Here is a 12,621-nt window from a genome sequence, read left to right on the forward strand (position 1 = left end):
AAGGACATGAACCAGATAACTTCTATTCTTGGAAAGGCAGTATGCTCTGGTCCCTTTAGTTTTGCTTTCGGCTTTGGTATTGGCCTATTAGCCTTTTATATGCTCGATAGGGCAAAGGAAAGGAGAAGGCTTGAAGAAACACAAAGAGAGATAGAAGCTATGGTTAAAGCCCTTGAGCTAAAGCTCCAGCAGGAGAGCAAGACAGAATGACCTACAAGGTAGAAAAGCTATCTCCTGGAAGACTGAGGCTTACCTCATACCTCTTTCAGTATCTACATCATCCTGACGAGACCTTAAGGGCTTACTTTTCAAGGTTTGGTGGTGTAAGGAGGGTGAGCTATTCAAGATCTTCTGGAAGGCTTATCCTTGAGTATGACACAAAGAACTTTGACCTTATAGAGTTTCTAAGCCATATTGAAAACACACCTCGTGATGTCTTTCTTGAGGACCTATCAAGGGAAAAGCAAAGCAAACAAAAAGAGGCTAATGGAGCTTCTCGTTGGCTTATGCTTAGCACCTTGGGCTTTCTGCCCTACCTTATGAGGGGTCTTCTGCCCACCTCCTTGCTCGCAGGCATGACCCTGCTCCTTTCCAAGCCTGTTTTTGAAAAGGCGATTAGCTCTCTTAGAAAGGGTAAACTGGACGTGCATATGCTTGACTCCTCTGCCATAGCATTGGCAAGCCTTACAGGCAGTCCACTCTCTGCCCATACCATGGTCTTTCTCCTTGCCCTCGGTGATTACCTCTCTGAAAGGGTGGAAAGGAAGGCTTATGAGAAGATTGAAAAGCTCTTTTCTTACAAAGAGGACACTGCTTGGCTTATGATAGGCAACGGTCAGGCGGTAAAGGTAAAAGCCCTTGACCTCAAAAGGGGAGACCTTATAGCGGTCTACGCAGGGGAGAAGATACCAGCGGACGGTGTAGTGGAAGAGGGAGATGCCCTTGTAAATCAAGCATCTCTTACAGGAGAATCTAACCCTGTCCACAAAAAGACGGGAGACAAGGTCTTTGCAGGAACCTTTGTGGAAGATGGCAAGCTCTACATAAGGGTGGAAGAGGTAGGAGAAGAGACGGTAGTGGCAAAGATAGCCAAGATAGTGGAAGAGAGCATAAAAGAGCCCATAAACATCCAAAGGATGGCAGAAGAAACAGCCAATAGATTGGTTATGCCCACAATAGGTCTTGGTGCTCTCTCTTATATCACAAGCGGTCAAATAAGCAGGCTCACTTCAACACTAATAATAGACTATCACACCGGCATTCACCTTGCCACACCTCTGACAGTGCTCTCCAGCGTGGCACAGGCTTCCACCTATGGCATCCTCATAAAGAGCGGTGGAAAACTTGAGGCTCTCTCAAGGGTAGACACCTTTGTGATGGACAAGACGGGCACTCTAACGGTGGGGCATCCAGTCATAGAAGATGTGGTGGGTCTTGAGGTTTCAGAGGATGAGACCCTTCTGTATTCTGCTTCTCTTGAGCAGAGGATAACTCATCCGGTGGCAAGGGCTATAGTAAAGCTCGCAGAAGCAAAAGGCTTGGAGCTCCTGCCAAGAGAAAACTCTCAATACCACATAGGTCTTGGAATAGAGGGTGAGCTAAATGGCACGAAGTTTATGCTTGGAAGCACGCGCTTTATGCAGAAAAAGAAGATAAGGATAAGCCAAGAAATAAGAAGCCTTGTGGACAAGTTTCACTCAGAGGCAAAGTCTGTGCTGTATCTTGTGAGAGAGAGAAAGATAGTAGGGCTTCTTACCTTCAGAGACCCTCTCAGGGAAGATGCAAAGGATGTGGTGGCGGAGCTAAAAAGAAGGGGCAAAAGGGTGGTGCTTTGCACGGGAGACAATGAGGGCATAGCCAAGTATATGGCAAAGGAGCTTGGTATAGAGGAGTATTATGCAAGGGTATTCCCTGCGGAGAAGGCAAAGGTGGTGGAAAAGCTCAAAAAACAGGGAAGGGTGGTAGCCTTTGTGGGTGATGGTGTAAACGATTCGCCTGCTCTTTCTGTTGCGGACGTGGGTATTTCTCTGAGGAGCGGGACGGATATAGCTATAGAGGTGGCGGACGTGGTTATAGGGGACAGCCTTTGGCATCTTGTGGATGTGGTGGACATAGCGGAAAGAACTATAAGAAAATTAAAGACCATATACAGATTAAACGGTCTTGCAAACACGGTGGGTCTTATTGGGTCCGCCTTGGGACTCTTTGGTCCCTCAGTTTCAACGCTTATAAACAACGGCACTACAGTGCTGTTGGGCTTATATTCCATAAAAAACCCTAAGGAGGTGAAAAGCCATGGAAGAGAAGAAGGACCTTGCACAAGAGCTTGAAAGGATTAAGACAGAGCTTGAGGAGCTAAAGAAGAAGATGGGTATTGCGGAGGAGGAAAAGAGCCTAAAGGACCTCCCTGCGGAAGCCCTCTCAAAGGTTATGGAAGTTAGCAAAGAGATAGTCAAAACCACTGCGGAGATCGGAGAAAAGGCTCTCAAGGTTGTAAAGTATTCCGTTGAAGGTGCAGTAGAAGGTGCAAAGAAGGCTCTAAAGGAAGAGGAGAAGAAGGAACAAGGATGAACTTTATAAGGACAAGGAGCGGAAGGTATCTTAATACTCTGCATGTTATATCCCTCTCGGTAGAGGAGGCAAAAATAGAGATAGAGGGCAAAAAGAGGCTGGTTTACAAGGTGGTTGCCTACATGAGCCAGCCTCTCCTTCCTGCGGTTTTGGGCATATACTCCACAGAAGAGAAGGCTTTTGAGGTCCTGGAGGACATCATTAGGAGGCTATCTCAGGATGAAAGGGTCATACACATTGAAAGCGAATACTGAAGACTACATAAGGGAGCTTAAACTTCTTGCTCATCATATACAGGAGACGCACGGAGAAGTTCTCAAAAACATACAAGAACCCATCTTACTTGAAGTGGAGCTTCCTGAGAGAGAGATCGCACTATTTATCATAAGCTCCGAAGGAATTCGTCAAGCCATTAGCACTCAGGAAGCTAAAAATGTGGTAAAAGTAAACTACAAAGACCTTATGAGGCTCGTGGAAAAACCCTCAAGGATAATCCGCTACATCTTTGAAGGGAGGGTAAGAATAAAGGGAGACTACCAAAGAATTCTCTCCATCCTACAAAATCTTCTCTAAAGAAGTCTGTTTATTGCCTTGGTTATGAGGTTTTCTATTAGCCCACCCACCACGAAGGACTCAATTAGTATGGTTCTGTCCTTTTCGGTAAGGAAGGTATCCCTTTCGCGTTTTCTGAGTTTCTCCCCCTTCTTAAGAAATCTCCTGTAGCAGTCCTTCTCCCTCTCAATCTCTTGGATTAGTGCCTCTATCCTCTCCTTCATGTTAGATAGTTTAACTGAAAAGTGTTAAGATTTTGTTAAGATTTATGTTTTCTTCTTTGTGCTACACAAGGCAAAACTTATTAAACAAGGACTCCTTGGTAAACATCAAGAAGTTTTTCAAAAGTAGCATTCCAAGAGAAATTACTAAGCACAAAGGAGCTGACCTTTTCTTTGTTAACCAGACTCACCTCGTTGCAGGCACGGACTATGGCGTGGTAGAAGGCTTCCAAAGTGAGCTCTTTTACCAAAAACTCCTTAAAAGGTTGTGTTTCAAGACCCATATCATAGGCAACCAGCAGACAACCACAAGCCTGAGCTTCAAGAAAGGCAAGCCCGTAGGTTTCTCCTGTAGAGGTGCTCACAAAGATATCACAGCTTGCATAAACTTTTGCCAAATCCTCTTCTCTTTGGAGGTATCCAAGATAGGTGAGGTTAGGAAGTTTCTGAGATAGCCTTTCTACTCTTTTCCTTAGAGGACCGTCTCCTACCACCACAAGATGGAAAAGGGTAGGGTCAAGGTGTTGAAAGACTTCTAAGAGAAGGTCTAAGTTTTTCTCTGGCGAGAGCCTACCAGCGTATATTAGCTTAAATCTACCAGCATATATGCCAAGGGCTTTTTCAAAGTATGGGTCTCTTTTAGAGGGGTTAAAGACCTCCGTATCCACTCCGAGGTTTACAGTGATTATGTTTTCAAGACCGCAGGCCATTAAAAACTCCTCCTGCACCCTTGAGGGGGTTATTATAAGGTCTGCCTTTGCGAGCTTTTTTCTTATGGTATGCTCCAAAAGCACCCTTTTGAGCCTTTCTGGAGCGGGCAAAAGCGAAAGGTCCGTCCTTATGTCAGAATGGTAAAAGACGCTTAGTAGATAGTTGTCAGACTTTAAATGATTTATGGGTTGATAGGTGCCACCCAGCTCTACTACATCAGGCTCCTCTATTTTCAGTATTTCCCTTATCTCCGCAAAGGAGGAGAAGAACCTATAACCACCTGTTAAAGGCAGAGGAAAGGAGGGAAGCTCGTAGACCTTGGTGGAGTTAATATGGTATGTTCTTCTTTCCTTTCCGGGTATTATAAGCACATGCTCTATACCCTTTTTCTGCATATACTTGCTTTTTTCAAGAAGGTATCTCCTTATACCTCCGCTTTTGCTATGAAAGTATGGGGTTATGTCAACAAGTTTCATGGACAAGCCTCCCAAGACCAGCTATGGCTAACATGTAGTCTATGTAAGTTTTTCTCATATCAAGGCTTCTTGCGTAGTATAGGGCTTCTTGAGACATACTTCTCCTTAGGCTTTCATTGGATAGAAGAAGGGAGAGCTTTTCTACAAAGTCCTCGGGCTTTGTGGCTATAAAGCCATTTACACCCTCTTGAACATGCTCGTGAGATGCACCCTTTGAGCTTACTACCACAGGAAGACCGCTTGCCATAGCCTCTAAAACCACTTGCCCATAGGTCTCTGTTTCAGAGGGGAATAAAAACGCGTCAGAGCTTGCGTAAGCGGTAGCCAGCTCCTCTCCCACCATATAACCCACAAGGTGCACATTCTTTGGTTTTTTGTTCTCTATCTCTTTCCTATAGGGTCCATCTCCCACTATCACAAAGATGTCTTCGGGGAAGCATTTGGCAGTGTAAAGGAAAGTATCCAAACCCTTTTCTTTGGAAACCCTACCCACATATAGGATAACTCTTTGGTGCTTTTTAACTCCGAGCCTTTTAGACCAGAAGTCCTCATCTCTTTTGTAAGGAGAGAAGAGCTCTGTATCCACACCGCGTTTGAAGGTGCTTATCTTACTGTTATGTAATCCCTTATTTATAAAGGTCTTCATGTAGTGTTCTGAAGGGACAAAAAACTTGTCTGAAATATTACCAAGAAAGACAAAGGCTTTCCATAGAAGACTTTCCACTTCGGGGTCTCCCGTATATGTTCTTGCGTATGTGGGTATGTCTGTGTGGAAGGCAGAGGTAATCCTAAGACGGAGAATCTTACCCACAAGAAATCCCATAAGTCCAAGAGGACCTGGCGTGGCTATGTGAACTTGAGTAAAGCCTTCCCTCTCAAGAAGGTCCATAAGCTCTATCAGGTTTGGAAGACCCATTTTTAACTCTTCGTAAAAGGGTGTGGGTATCTCCACAATAGGCTCTAAGTTTATGAGCTTTTCCTCTTCCTTCACCTGTGAGTTAGAAACTATTATTGTGAAGGGTAGGTCTTCCTCAAGGGCTATCTGTCTTATGAGCTTAGCACTTCTTGCAACGCCGTTTATATGGTGGTAGGTGTCTGTAAGGTAGGCAACCTTTGGAGACCTTCCGTTGAGTATACCAAACTCTTTTCCAAGAACCTTTATCTTTTCCTCTTCCCTTTTTTGGGCGTATTTTAAAAAGGCGGGGAAGCCATGAGCCATGAGGGACAGGCATAGCTCCCCAAGGGTTTGCGGTGAGGGGCTTTTCAAAAACCTTTCCAAAGTAAAAGAGGGCAGTTTTTTTGCTATTTCCCTCAATAGGTCTGACCTCTCGGACTTTATACCGAGAAAATTTCTCAAAAGCATACCCACCAGTGGGTTGTCTGAGTGCATAAAGACATAATCGGTTATGGGTCTCACTTCAGAGGGTATATGGTTTTTGCTCTTTAAGAAGTCATAGCCTACTCTGCATATCATGTTTAGAAGCCTTTTGTCTCCCAGCTCTTCTGTATCCACATGCGTTCTCCCTTCCCATAGACCCCTTAAAAAGTCCTCTTTGCTTACCGCACCCTCAACCGCAGTCCAAGTCTTTCCCACGTCCATTCCACCATGGTCATCTGAGCCTGCGGTGAAGGCTATTCTATCTCTTATCCTCTGAGGCTCTATCCTGTGTCTTTCCGCAAGGGCATGTATCTTATCCCATCCATCGTAGGCACGGGCTATGGACTCTTCCACATACCTAACATTGTCTCCCCTTGTCCCGTTTATCACCTCCCAGTTGTCAAAGAGTAAAACCAACTTTTCTAAAAGGCTACGGGTTATCTTAGTTCCCTGAACAGAATATAGAGGATGGGCAAGGGAGTGGGCTATTCTATGAGACTTTAGGTATTTGACAAAATCGTAAAGGTTGTTTCTTAGCCTTAGAAGGTCTTGATGTTGAGCCTCCGTGATGCCGTATACCAGCACATGAACCTTTCCCTTCTCTTCGGGAATTTCCACCGTATACTCACAGCTTATAAAGACCTCAGGAAGATGTGCCAGCTCAAGGACTCCGTTTATGGTGTTGTGGTCTGTAATGGTTATAAAGCTCATACCCCTGTCTTTGAGCCTTTTGTATATCTCCATAGGCTCTGTGAAGCTCTCTGGACATCCCACCAGCCTACTAAACCAACCCCCCGGCAGGTTGGAAGCCTTTGAATGAAGGTGCAAGTCCGCTTTTGCTAAGTAATTCCCCATAGCTTATTAACCTCCTTTCCTTTTTTATATTGCTTAGTATTTCTTTCCAAAGCCTGACCTTTCTCTCGTCTCTAAAGTCTGTCATATGAAGTGCAAGCCTGAGAACTTGGTGGTCTTTGTAGAGCCTTTGCATGCTGGGAAGAGCCTTTAAGCTAAGCCAAGACAGAAGATTTCTACTGCTAAAGCTAAGAACGGGAGAGCTTATGCTTTTTTCATTGCCTAAGTCTTTTATATGCCACCTGTAGGCTACGCCTTCAAAACCAAGAGAGTAAAGCACATCCTCAAGGTAAGGATTTCCTATCCATGCGGGTGGGACAAAGATGGTGGTTTTTAGACCGAGGTATTCCATAAGCTCCAAGCCTGAGCGAACCCTCTCATAGGTTTCAATTAGGTCAAGTCCTCCAAACTCTCCCTCCCCGTCCGTCCAAAGCAGGTCTTGAAGCCTTTTTTTGCCTTTGTGTGTATAACCGTGCAATACTAACTCCGCTCCGAGGTTTTTTATGAGGTTCAAAAAGTTCCCATCTCCTCTCAGTGGTGCATATTCCCAGAAGTAAGGCACTACCAAGAGGGAAAATCTATTCAATTCCACATCCTCTAAAAGCTCAAGGGCACTTAAAAACTCCACCCTATAGTAAGGGCTCACATCATGCAGTTCCACTATTGCGAGCTTCATGAGAATAAGGATAGGTTGGAAAAGTTAAGATTTCTTTAAGGTTTGGTTAAGATTTGGTTAAGAAGGGGGCAAAGCCCCCAAAAGGTCTTATGGAGCTATCCAGTTTTCAAGATGAAGGACCTCTTCCATCTTAGAAGAGACATTTTGAGATATCTTATAGGCACAAAACTCAGGACCGCACATGGAGCAGAACTTGGCGGTCTTGTAGCCTTCCTGTGGTAGTGTTTCGTCATGGTATGCCCTTGCGGTCTCTTGGTCAAGGGCAAGCTCAAACTGCCTGTTCCAATCAAAGGCGAAGCGAGCCTTTGACATCTCAAGGTCCCACTCCCTTGCACCGGGCCAGTTCTTAGCCACGTCTGCAGCGTGTGCAGCGATCTTGTAGGCTATAACTCCCTGCTTTACGTCTTCAAGGTTTGGAAGACCAAGGTGCTCCTTTGGAGTCACATAGCAAAGCATCGCCGCACCATACCAGCCTGCCATCGCTGCGCCTATGGCAGAGGCTATATGGTCATAACCCGGTGCGATATCTATCACAAGCGGTCCAAGCACATAAAAGGGTGCTTCGTGGCACACCTTTTGCTGCACCTTCATATTGAACTCTATCTGGTCCATAGGCACGTGCCCTGGCCCTTCTACCATCACCTGCACATCGTGCCTCCAAGCCCTCTCTGTAAGCTCACCGAGGACTTTGAGTTCTGAAAGCTGTGCCTCATCTGACGCATCCGCTATAGCCCCAGGTCTTAGACCATCTCCAAGGGAAAAGCTCACATCGTATTTTTTGAATATCTCACATATCTTGTCAAAATGCTCATATAGTGGGTTTTGTTTTCCGTGTTCTACCATCCACTGTGCCATTATGGCACCACCACGAGAAACAATACCCATAACCCTGTGTTGAACCATAGGCAAGAACTCCCTTAGCACACCGGCGTGGATGGTCATATAGGAAACACCCTGTTGAGCCTGCTCTTCTATCACATCAAGAATAAGGTCTACAGTCATATTTTTGACATTACCCTTTGCCCTCCTCAGGGCTTCGTATATGGGGACAGTGCCAACGGGGACAGTGCTTGCAGCTATTATGGCTTCCCTTGTTTCCTTTATGGCTTCGCCAGTGGATAGGTCCATTATGGTGTCCGCACCATACTTTATGGCTACCCTTGCCTTCTCTACCTCTGTAGGTATATCAGAAGCCAAGCCAGAGTTTCCTATGTTGGCGTTAACCTTTACCCTTGAGTTTATACCTATACACATGGGCTCAAGGTGCAGATGGTTTATGTTGGCAGGTATTATCATCCTCCCGCGTGCAACCTCTTGACGAACAAACTCAGGGTGTAAACCTTCCCTCTTGGCAACATATTGCATTTCCTCTGTTATGATACTCTGACGGGCAAGGTGCATTTGGGTTTTGTTTTTGTATTTCCTTCTACCCTCTATCCATTCCGCTCTTAGCATACCGCACCTCCTTAAGGTTAATAAAGTGTGTTTATAAGATAATCACAAAGGGATTTAGTTCAATATGATTTTTGTAAGGGTTATAATCTTAATAAGACTTTTGGGGGATTAGAATGAAGGATAGGATTACAATAACAATTTTATGGCATGACCACAGGAAACCACTCAGTCTTAGCGTAAGAAAGTCCTTTTTGAGGAATTTGGCTATCTTGCTTTCCCTTGTGCTTTTGCTCCTTATAAGCCTTAAGGCTTGGGCTCTTTGGAATTATGTAGAGAAGTGGAGGTTATTGGCTAAGAAGGAACAGCTCATACAAAGGGTTGCTGACTTAGAAGAAGAGTGGAAAAGGCTTGACGAGGAAAGGCGGAAGATAGAAGAGAAAAAGCACAGGCTTAGTCACTTGGAGAAAAAGCTGTTGGATATACAGAAATACCTCTCAGAAAGGGGGGTGAAAATAAACTTAAGGGGTGCGGTAGGTGGTGGAAGGGCCTTTGAACCTGCACATTTAGACTACCTTGAAGCCCTAAATCTTTTTGCAGAAGAGACTTACAAAAGCTTGAAGGGTCTACCCATAGGTTATCCAGTCTCAGGAAACATAACCTCCACCTACGGACTTCGTAAAAATCCCTTCGGCAGGGGATATGAGTTTCATACAGGTATAGACATAGAAGCACCACAAGGCACACCTGTTAGGGCTACTGCGGATGGTGTTGTGGTGCTTGCGGACAGGTTTGGGAATTATGGGAAAACTGTAATAATAAGGCATCCTACTGGTTATTCTACCCTATACGCTCATCTGTCTCGTATTGAGGTCCATAATGGTCAACGCATAAGGGCAGGTCAGACAATAGGTAGAGTTGGCTCTACAGGCAGGTCTACTGGACCACACCTTCATTATGAGGTTATATTGGACAACAAGGCTTTAGACCCCATGAAGTTCTTAGTTTGGAGGTAAAACATGCTCGGCCCAAAGAAACAAGATAAACAAGCTCCAGAAAAGGTTGAAACCTTTATAGCCCATGGAGTGGAGTTTGAGGGTAATATAAAACTTACCGATGGCACGGTGGTAAGGGTAGATGGCAAAGTTATAGGAGACGTAAAGGGTAGGGCAAGCCTAATAGTGGGGAAAAGTGCTGAGATACTGGGTAATTTGGAGTTGGAACGCGTGGTTATATATGGCAAAATTGAGGGTAATATAAAGGCTAAGGATGTAGACCTGCAGGGTGGTGTAGTAAAAGGAGATATAACCGCAGAAGTGCTTCACATAGAAAGAGGGTCTATCTTTAACGGAAAATGTGTTATGGAGGAAGCAAGTAAAGGGGGGCAAAGCCCCCAATAATTTAGTCTTCCAGCGTTGAAACATCTCCCACAGGAAGCCCGAGCTCCTGAGCCTTTAGCACCCTTCTCATTATCTTTCCGCTTCTTGTCTTGGGAAGTTTTTCCACAAACTCTATCTCGTCTGGGACTGCTATAGCACCGAGTATCTGTCTTACGTGCTGTTTTATCTCTTCCTTGAGGTGGTCTGTGGGTTCAACACCCTTCTTTAGAATTACAAAGGCCTTTATAGACTCACCTTTTATCTCATGAGGCTTTCCTATAACCGCTGCTTCCGCCACCGCTGAATGGTCTACAAGAGCACTTTCCACTTCCATAGTTCCTATCCTGTGTCCTGCCACGTTGAGCACATCGTCCGCACGACCCAGTATCATTATGTAGTCTTCTTCGTCGTAAGAGGCAAGGTCTCCTGCAAAATAGTATCCTTGGATGGTGTTCCAATACTTTTCATACCTATCTGGCTCACCCCAGCAGGTTCTAAGCATGGAGGGCCATGGGGTTTTTATAACCAAGTTGCCCACTGTATTAGGTGGAAGCTCTTTCCCAGAGCTGTCTACGACCGCCACCTCTATGCCAAAGTAGGGTTTTCCTGCCTTTCCGGGCTTAGCAGGGTATGCGGGAATAGTAGTTATCATATGCATACCTGTTTCTGTTTGCCACCAAGTGTCTACTATGGCACAGTTTTCCCTGCCTATGTGCTTGTAATACCAATGCCAAGCCTCTGGGTTTATGGGCTCACCCACAGAACCCAGTATTCTCAGAGAAGAAAGGTCATACTTGGCAGGCCACTGCTCTCCATATCTCATAAACATCCTTATGGCAGTGGGTGCGGTGTAGAAAACATTTACCCTATATTTTTCTACATAGCTCCACCATCTTCCGGGGTCAGGGTAGTCTGGTGCACCTTCTGTTATCAGGGAAGTAACTCCGTTGGCAAGGGGTCCATAGACTATGTAGCTGTGTCCAGTTATCCATCCTATGTCCGCGGTACACCAGTAAATGTCATCCTCATGAAGGTCAAAGGTTATCTTTGTAGTAAAGTATGTACCCACCATGTAGCCACCGGTGGTATGGAGCACACCCTTGGGTTTACCTGTAGTTCCAGAAGTGTAGAGTATAAAGAGAGGGTCTTCCGCATCCATTTCCACGGGTTCACAGTTTGGAGAGCTGTTTTTAACAAGCTCATCAAAGCTCACAAAAAGTCCTCCAGAGCCATTTAACACATCACCGTCCCTGTCCCAGACCACCACCTTTTCCACAAAGCCAAGACCATCTATAGCCCTTTGCACTGTGGCAAAGAGGTCAATCTTTTTACCTCTTCTTTTCGTATAGCTGGCGGTTAGCACCACCTTTGCCTTTGCATCTTCAATTCTGAGCCTGAGAGCCCCTTCGCTAAAACCTGCAAAAACCACGCTATGTATTGCACCAATTCTGGCACACGCAAGCATACAAGCTATAGCTTCTATGGTATTAGGCATGTATATGGAGACCCTATCTCCTTTTTTAACACCAAGGGACTTAAGACCATTGGCTATACGGTTTACAAGCTCCAAGAGCTCGCCGTAGGTTATCTTTTTCTCCCTTCCATCCTCGTCCACAAAGATGTAAGCGACCTTGTTTCTTTTGCCTGCCTGCACGTGCCTGTCAAGGCAGTTGTAGGTTATGTTGGTTTTGCCGTTTACAAACCATTTGGCGTAGGGGTAGTTCCACTCAAGCACCTTGTCCCACTTTTTAAACCAGTGTAGTTCCTCTGCCACCTTCGCCCAGAAGGCTTCTCTGTCCTTGATGGACTCTTGGTATAGGCTGTCGTAGTCCTTGACCCATGCCCTCTCCACTATGTGGGCTGGAGGACTATACTTTTCTTCCACCTTGAGGTGAACCTCTTCCCTTACTTCCATGTTAAACCTCCTATGTGGGTTTATTTAAAAAGTATAACCCAGCAATGTCCTTGTGTAAATGTAAGCGTTAAAAATAGGCGTTTGTTGTTTAAAATCCTTAGCAATACAATCAAAAACATACGACTTTTATCACATATTTTTGAAATACAGGCATAAATATATGCTAAAGTTAATACACTCTTGACACGAAACAAAAAACCTGTAAAATAAATCACAAACTTTTGAAAGGAGGTAAAACCATGCTGTCAAAAGAACAGCTGGAAAGCTATTGGCGGGAGAACCGAAACCTTATGATTCTGGTTCTCCTAATCTGGGCTCTTGTCTCCTACGGTGCAGCCCTTATATCAGGCTGGCTCAACAAAATAGTTATATTTGGCTTCCCTCTTGGTTATTACATGGGGTCTCAGGGTGCTTTGATAGTTTTCCTTATTCTTATCATCTTTTATGCAAAGAAAATGGACAGTGTAGATAAAAAATACGGAGTAGAGGAGGAATAAT

At 44.9% G+C, this 12,621-nt stretch carries 14 protein-coding genes; 8 read left to right on the forward strand and 6 right to left on the reverse strand.

Annotated features, from left to right (window positions below; all coding sequences use genetic code 11):
- The first annotated feature begins 6 nt into the window (after positions 1-6).
- The 5 genes from IAE16_RS00775 to IAE16_RS00795 are packed head-to-tail and all read left to right on the forward strand — an operon-like array spanning position 7 to position 3,144.
- Complete coding sequence (locus IAE16_RS00775; RefSeq protein ID WP_323700797.1) at positions 7-210, forward strand: hypothetical protein; 204 nt, start codon at positions 7-9, stop codon at positions 208-210.
- The gene (locus tag IAE16_RS00780; RefSeq protein ID WP_323700798.1) at positions 207-2,330 is read left to right on the forward strand and encodes a heavy metal translocating P-type ATPase; all 2,124 of its coding nucleotides are present in this window, start codon (positions 207-209) and stop codon (positions 2,328-2,330) included. Before IAE16_RS00775 ends, IAE16_RS00780 begins: the two co-directional genes overlap by 4 nt.
- A complete protein-coding gene (locus IAE16_RS00785; protein ID WP_323700799.1) occupies positions 2,296-2,571 on the forward strand; it encodes a hypothetical protein in 276 nt (91 codons plus the stop codon). The genes IAE16_RS00780 and IAE16_RS00785 overlap by 35 nt, the downstream gene beginning before the upstream one ends.
- Entirely contained in the window at positions 2,568-2,825 is a 258-nt protein-coding gene (locus tag IAE16_RS00790; protein ID WP_323700800.1) for a hypothetical protein, read from the forward strand. The genes IAE16_RS00785 and IAE16_RS00790 overlap by 4 nt, the downstream gene beginning before the upstream one ends.
- Positions 2,809-3,144 carry an SCP2 sterol-binding domain-containing protein gene (locus IAE16_RS00795; protein WP_323700801.1) on the forward strand — a complete coding sequence of 112 codons (336 nt, stop codon included), beginning with the start codon at positions 2,809-2,811 and terminating at the stop codon, positions 3,142-3,144. The genes IAE16_RS00790 and IAE16_RS00795 overlap by 17 nt, the downstream gene beginning before the upstream one ends.
- Here IAE16_RS00795 and IAE16_RS00800 read toward each other — a convergent pair.
- From IAE16_RS00800 to thiC, 5 genes are all read right to left on the reverse strand, one after another.
- Positions 3,141-3,347, reverse strand: coding sequence for a hypothetical protein (locus IAE16_RS00800; protein ID WP_323700802.1), 207 nt, complete (start codon positions 3,345-3,347; stop codon positions 3,141-3,143). The genes IAE16_RS00795 and IAE16_RS00800 overlap by 4 nt on opposite strands.
- Positions 3,348-3,427: 80 nt before the next feature.
- Positions 3,428-4,531 carry a glycosyltransferase gene (locus IAE16_RS00805; protein ID WP_323700803.1) on the reverse strand — a complete coding sequence of 368 codons (1,104 nt, stop codon included), beginning with the start codon at positions 4,529-4,531 and terminating at the stop codon, positions 3,428-3,430.
- Positions 4,518-6,764, reverse strand: a complete 2,247-nt coding sequence (locus tag IAE16_RS00810) for a glycosyltransferase (RefSeq protein ID WP_323700804.1) — start codon at positions 6,762-6,764, stop codon at positions 4,518-4,520. Before IAE16_RS00810 ends, IAE16_RS00805 begins: the two co-directional genes overlap by 14 nt.
- On the reverse strand, positions 6,691-7,437 hold the full coding sequence (locus IAE16_RS00815; RefSeq protein ID WP_323700805.1) for a DUF2334 domain-containing protein: 747 nt from the start codon (positions 7,435-7,437) through the stop codon (positions 6,691-6,693). Before IAE16_RS00815 ends, IAE16_RS00810 begins: the two co-directional genes overlap by 74 nt.
- Positions 7,438-7,524: 87 nt before the next feature.
- Positions 7,525-8,892, reverse strand: a complete 1,368-nt coding sequence (gene thiC / locus IAE16_RS00820; RefSeq protein ID WP_323700806.1) for a phosphomethylpyrimidine synthase ThiC — start codon at positions 8,890-8,892, stop codon at positions 7,525-7,527.
- Positions 8,893-9,005: 113 nt separating this feature from the next.
- Between thiC and IAE16_RS00825 the strand changes: the two genes are divergently transcribed.
- Both IAE16_RS00825 and IAE16_RS00830 read left to right on the forward strand, forming a co-directional pair.
- Entirely contained in the window at positions 9,006-9,845 is an 840-nt protein-coding gene (locus IAE16_RS00825) for a peptidoglycan DD-metalloendopeptidase family protein (protein ID WP_323700807.1), read from the forward strand.
- Between the two features lie 3 nt (positions 9,846-9,848).
- The gene (locus IAE16_RS00830) at positions 9,849-10,229 is read left to right on the forward strand and encodes a bactofilin family protein (RefSeq protein WP_323700808.1); all 381 of its coding nucleotides are present in this window, start codon (positions 9,849-9,851) and stop codon (positions 10,227-10,229) included.
- A 1-nt stretch (position 10,230) separates the two neighbouring features.
- Here the strand turns inward: IAE16_RS00830 and acs are convergent, their stop codons facing one another.
- Complete coding sequence (acs, locus tag IAE16_RS00835) at positions 10,231-12,123, reverse strand: acetate--CoA ligase (RefSeq protein ID WP_323700809.1); 1,893 nt, start codon at positions 12,121-12,123, stop codon at positions 10,231-10,233.
- Between the two features lie 239 nt (positions 12,124-12,362).
- Between acs and IAE16_RS00840 the strand changes: the two genes are divergently transcribed.
- Entirely contained in the window at positions 12,363-12,620 is a 258-nt protein-coding gene (locus tag IAE16_RS00840) for a DUF4212 domain-containing protein (protein ID WP_323700810.1), read from the forward strand.
- The last annotated feature ends 1 nt before the right edge of the window (position 12,621 follow it).

The organism is Hydrogenobacter sp. T-2 (assembly GCF_033971325.1).
GTDB lineage: Bacteria > Aquificota > Aquificia > Aquificales > Aquificaceae > Pampinifervens > Pampinifervens diazotrophicum.

What these genes read in the sequence shown, in the direction of transcription:
- IAE16_RS00840 (WP_323700810.1), top strand. Translation starts at nt 12,363, where the DNA reads ATGCTGTCAAAAGAACAGCTGGAAAGCTATTGGCGGGAGAACCGAAAC.
- IAE16_RS00785 (WP_323700799.1), top strand. Translation starts at nt 2,296, where the DNA reads ATGGAAGAGAAGAAGGACCTTGCACAAGAGCTTGAAAGGATTAAGACA.
- IAE16_RS00775 (WP_323700797.1), top strand. Translation starts at nt 7, where the DNA reads ATGAACCAGATAACTTCTATTCTTGGAAAGGCAGTATGCTCTGGTCCC.
- IAE16_RS00815 (WP_323700805.1), bottom strand. Translation starts at nt 7,437, where the DNA reads ATGAAGCTCGCAATAGTGGAACTGCATGATGTGAGCCCTTACTATAGG.
- thiC (WP_323700806.1), bottom strand. Translation starts at nt 8,892, where the DNA reads ATGCTAAGAGCGGAATGGATAGAGGGTAGAAGGAAATACAAAAACAAA.
- IAE16_RS00780 (WP_323700798.1), top strand. Translation starts at nt 207, where the DNA reads ATGACCTACAAGGTAGAAAAGCTATCTCCTGGAAGACTGAGGCTTACC.
- acs (WP_323700809.1), bottom strand. Translation starts at nt 12,123, where the DNA reads ATGGAAGTAAGGGAAGAGGTTCACCTCAAGGTGGAAGAAAAGTATAGT.
- IAE16_RS00810 (WP_323700804.1), bottom strand. Translation starts at nt 6,764, where the DNA reads ATGGGGAATTACTTAGCAAAAGCGGACTTGCACCTTCATTCAAAGGCT.
- IAE16_RS00800 (WP_323700802.1), bottom strand. Translation starts at nt 3,347, where the DNA reads ATGAAGGAGAGGATAGAGGCACTAATCCAAGAGATTGAGAGGGAGAAG.
- IAE16_RS00830 (WP_323700808.1), top strand. Translation starts at nt 9,849, where the DNA reads ATGCTCGGCCCAAAGAAACAAGATAAACAAGCTCCAGAAAAGGTTGAA.
- IAE16_RS00790 (WP_323700800.1), top strand. Translation starts at nt 2,568, where the DNA reads ATGAACTTTATAAGGACAAGGAGCGGAAGGTATCTTAATACTCTGCAT.
- IAE16_RS00825 (WP_323700807.1), top strand. Translation starts at nt 9,006, where the DNA reads ATGAAGGATAGGATTACAATAACAATTTTATGGCATGACCACAGGAAA.
- IAE16_RS00805 (WP_323700803.1), bottom strand. Translation starts at nt 4,531, where the DNA reads ATGAAACTTGTTGACATAACCCCATACTTTCATAGCAAAAGCGGAGGT.